This window comes from Kitasatospora sp. NPDC056800 (assembly GCF_042789775.1).
Taxonomy (GTDB): Bacteria; Actinomycetota; Actinomycetes; order Streptomycetales; family Streptomycetaceae; genus Kitasatospora.
In genome coordinates, this window is the sequence record NZ_JBHUAL010000192.1 from 1 (window position 1) to 3,323 (window position 3,323).

Genomic DNA, 3,323 nt, shown 5'->3' on the forward strand with positions numbered 1-3,323 from the left:
ACGGAGACCACATGACGATCGCCGAGTGGCTACGGGACAACGTCACCACGGACAAGCGGGCCCTGGACTGGTACACCGAACCCGAGTGCGAGCCCGGGGCATCAGGGGCGGGGAGCCGCCGTCCCCTGATCTTCCGTCAGGGTTGTCCCGGAGGCGCGACACAGGAGGCTGTGGGCGGAGTCCGACTCGGACATCTGCGGACCCGACTGATCACTCCACAGGACGGGAGCACCGATCACCCGCTCATCGGCGTGACTTCACGGCGATCGGATCGGTTGCCTCTCCAGCGGCGCGTCGGGGCCACCCTCGTCGCATTCGTACGCTCCGTCCGCACCGCGCGGCCGGGGCTCCGAAGCCGTGCCGTCGCTCCCGGGAGGTCGGGAATGCCATCGCCGGACACGTGCTTCCCGATCCGCCAAGCCGTGATCCTGGCAGGCGGACGCGGCCGACGGCTCGCCCCGCACACGGACCTGCGCCCCAAGGCCATGGTCGAGGTCGACGGCGCACCGCTGCTGCGCCACCAGCTCGACCGGTTCGCCGACGCGGGCGTGGAGACGGTGGTCGTCTCGGCGGGCTACCGCTCGCAGGTGATCACCGACTACGTCCGCACGGCGCCCCTGCCCGTCCGCACCACCGTGGTCGTGGAGTCCACCCCGCTGGGCCGGGGCGGCGGGCTGAAACTCGCCGCCCACGCGCTACCGGCGCCGCGGGACCCGTGGTTCGCCGTCTACGGCGACATCTGGGCCGACTTCCCGCTCACCCCGCTGGCCGCCCACCACCTGCGGTGCGGGGCGCTGGCCACGGTCGCCCTGGTCCCGCCCCGGCTGCCCCGGGGCACGGTCCGCTGCGACGCCCTGGGCCGGGTCGCCGAACTCGCCGCGCCGCCGCCGCCCGCCTGCACGGTCAACGGCGGCGTGTACGCCTTCGCGCCCGGGGTCGTCCCCCTGCTGCCGGACCAGGGGGACCACGCGACCACGACCCTGCCGCACCTGGTGCGGCTGCGGCAGCTGGCGGGGTACCGCGCCGAGGGCTACTGGTGCGCGGTCAACACCCCGGCGGACCTGCGAGAACTACGGGAGCGCGTGGCACCGACCGCGCCACCCGGGAACGGACCCGGCCTCAGCGGTACGACCGGGGACCGACACCCGCCGGCCTGAGACCTCCCCGGTCCACGATCGTCCTCAGCACGAGCGACGCAGCGCTCCACGGCCGGGGAGCGGTGCCGGGGTGGTGGCTCAGGTACGCCGTCTCCCGGGGTACGGAGGCAGGGCGGGGCCCGGCAGCCGGACCTGGCGCGAGTACACCGGCGGGGTGCCCTCCGTGGGGGCGGGCTCCATGAAGCACTCCAGGAGCAGGTCGCCGCGCAGGTCGTCGAGCTCGTCGGGCGCCTCCTCCAGCAGGGCGTCCGCCCACACCTCCAGGGGCACGTTCCTCAGCGCGTCGTTCGGAACCCGGTTGACCGGCTCGGGCCCCAGCACCGCGAACTCCGGCTCGCCGTCCGCACGGAACCGCAGCCGCCACCAGTACGGCTGCCAGTAAGGGCGCTTCACCGGGAACCGCCTCCCGTCCGCGGTGCGCGTGCGTGCGGCGCCCTCACGTCCTGACCCAGGGCATCTCCGTCGACCCGGGCGCCGTGAGGAATCCGTCGATCCCCCACTCGGCGCCCCAGTTCCTGCCCGCCCAGTCCCCCTTCGGCGACCAGAGGGGCCGGGCCGGCTGCGGCCCCCACACGGCAGGGTCCGCGCGCACCAGCAACTCGTCCTCCGCCGCGTAGCCGCCGGTCAGCACGGTGACCAGGAACTCCGCGAAACCACCGTCGAAGTGGTCGAGCCGGTCCTCGTAGAACACCGCCACCGGCCACTGCTCGGGGTCCGGACCGGTGGTCAGCCAGCAGCACTGGTTGTGGTTGCTGTTCCAGCCCCAGGGCAGCAGGCCGCCCGGGTCCGGGAACACCGGGGTGGGGCCCGGCAGCTCCCACCACACCTCTTCGCCTTCGAGCTGATCGCGGAGATCGGTGTCGGCCCTGAAGCGCCATCCCGCCAGACCGGTCGGCTCGCCGGCGTAGACCGGCGTCTCCGTCGGCGTGTACACACCCCACTCGCCGTTCAGGTTCACCCCGCCGTACAGGTCGATGAACGCCCGGTAGTCCGAGGGCAGTTGGACCCCCAGCTCGGCAGGCGCCAGCTCCCACGGAACCCGCGCCGGGGCGTACACCGGCTCCCCCATGATCGCCCGCAGTCGGTCCCACGCCTCGGCCATCGCCCGCCCTCTCGCCGATTGCCGGCCCACCGGATGCCGCCTCTACGCGGTCGGGTCCCACTCCGCGAGCTGCTCCATCGGCTCGGTGGTGCCGGAGTTGTCCAGGCTGTCGAGCGGGATGCGGTCGTAGAAGTAGAGGACCAGGTCGCTCGCCGCCCCGCGCATCACCATGTCGCCCGGCTCCGCGTCGGCGGCGAGGCCGTCGCAGCGGACGCCGGAGGCGTCGAGGGTCAGGCGCCAGGAGCGGCCCTCGGCCGCGTGCAGGTCGATGGTCGCCGGCTTGAACGGCCAGGGGACGGTCGTCGCCGAGACGGTCGTCAGGAACTCGTCGACGCCCTCGACCGCGACGTCCGCCGGCAGCGGCTGTGCGGCGCCCAGGATGAGCTGGACGTCGTAGGTGTGGACGGCGATCTCCTGGATCTGGTGCCGGGCCAGGGCTCCGCTGGTCTCCGGGGCCTGCGAGCGGCCCCACCAGGTCCAGCAGCCGCGGTCCGGGCCGGCCTCGCGCAGAGCGTCGAGCATGAGCCCGGTCGACTCGGCGAGCCAGGCGTCCAGGGCTTCGCGGTCGCGGGGCGCGGTCGGGGCGCCCTTCGGGGACGTCTTCGCCGGGGGCTCGGCGCCCGGGCCCGCCGCGACGATGGCGGCCTGGCGGCGGCGGCCGTCGCCGAGGTGCTGCGCCAGTTCACGCAGCGTCCAGTCCGGGCAGGTCGGGACCTGGACGTCGAGGTCGGGGGCGGCCGCGATCGCGGCGCGGAAAGCGGCCGACCGGTCCTCGATCAGCCTCAGGACCTCGGGAAACTCCACTATGTTCTGCACGCCGGATTGTGTATCACGGCACTCCGGCCACCGGACAGCGAATTTGTCGGGCTGGTCCCCGCGGTGGACCGGAGCACGGGGGCGCCGGCGTCACCGATACACCGGACGACAGCGGCCGGTGGGTCGCGGGCCCCCGCCCCCCCCGGGGGCGCGGGGGGGGGGGAGCCCCCCCAAAAAGCGGGCCCCAGGGCCCGCGCGGAGGGCCCGCCCCCCGGCCCGGCGTTGGAGTTGGCCGCCGCGGGGGGCAG

General features: G+C 74.4%; 4 protein-coding genes. 1 reads left to right on the forward strand and 3 read right to left on the reverse strand.

Annotation, left to right across the window (positions count from 1 at the left end; translation table 11 throughout):
* Nucleotides 1-383 precede the first annotated feature (383 nt).
* Nucleotides 384-1,157: an NDP-sugar synthase gene (locus ACFRQN_RS31895; RefSeq protein ID WP_380743804.1), complete on the forward strand. Its 774-nt coding sequence runs from the start codon at nucleotides 384-386 to the stop codon at nucleotides 1,155-1,157.
* 78 nt (nucleotides 1,158-1,235) lie between these two features.
* Here ACFRQN_RS31895 and ACFRQN_RS31900 read toward each other — a convergent pair whose 3' ends face one another.
* The 3 genes from ACFRQN_RS31900 to ACFRQN_RS31910 are packed head-to-tail and all read right to left on the reverse strand — an operon-like array spanning nucleotide 1,236 to nucleotide 3,075.
* Nucleotides 1,236-1,550 (reverse strand): hypothetical protein, encoded by a 315-nt coding sequence (locus tag ACFRQN_RS31900; RefSeq protein WP_380743806.1) that lies wholly within the window; start codon nucleotides 1,548-1,550, stop codon nucleotides 1,236-1,238.
* 43 nt (nucleotides 1,551-1,593) lie between these two features.
* Nucleotides 1,594-2,259, reverse strand: a complete 666-nt coding sequence (locus ACFRQN_RS31905) for an SMI1/KNR4 family protein (RefSeq protein WP_380743808.1) — start codon at nucleotides 2,257-2,259, stop codon at nucleotides 1,594-1,596.
* A gap of 42 nt (nucleotides 2,260-2,301) precedes the next feature.
* Complete coding sequence (locus ACFRQN_RS31910) at nucleotides 2,302-3,075, reverse strand: maleylpyruvate isomerase family mycothiol-dependent enzyme (protein WP_074002226.1); 774 nt, start codon at nucleotides 3,073-3,075, stop codon at nucleotides 2,302-2,304.
* Nucleotides 3,076-3,323 lie beyond the last annotated feature (248 nt).